The 548-nt window shown below is 56.4% G+C and carries 1 protein-coding gene; it reads left to right on the forward strand.

The annotated features are described in order from the left end of the window. Window positions 1-24 precede the first annotated feature (24 nt). Window positions 25-548 (forward strand): cadherin repeat domain-containing protein (locus tag AAEY94_RS20610; protein ID WP_350979895.1); only part of this gene is annotated, 524 nt, incomplete at its 3' end.

A 548-nucleotide genomic window follows, 5' to 3' on the forward strand; every position in this document is an offset into this window, starting at 1 on the left:
GCCACCGATCCAGAAGGCACACCAGTGACCTACAGTATCGTCAGCGGCGACACCAATGGCTGGTTTGAGATTGACTCCATCACCGGCATCATCAGCTTGACCCCTGCCGGCGTCGCCGCGGTGGCCAATGACTTTGAAGCCCTGGCTAACGTGCACAATTTAGTGGTCGGCGCCTCTGATGGCGTCAACACCACCAACATTAACGTCACCCTCACTGAGCTTGACGTCAATGAAGGCCCTGAGTTCACCCCACCTGCGGGCGAAACCAGCTACAGCTTTAGCTACAATGAAAACAGCACTGACACCACCGTGATTGGGACTGTGAATGCCACCGATCCAGAAGGCACACCAGTGACCTACAGTATCGTCAGCGGCGACACCAATGGCTGGTTTGAGATTGACTCCATCACCGGCATCATCAGCTTGACCCCTGCCGGCGTCGCCGCGGTGGCCAATGACTTTGAAGCCCTGGCTAACGTGCACAATTTAGTGGTCGGCGCCTCTGATGGCGTCAACACCACCAACATTAACGTCACCCTCACTGAGCT

Source organism: Shewanella sp. AC34-MNA-CIBAN-0136 (genome assembly GCF_040309945.1).
Classification (GTDB): Bacteria; Pseudomonadota; Gammaproteobacteria; order Enterobacterales; family Shewanellaceae; genus Shewanella.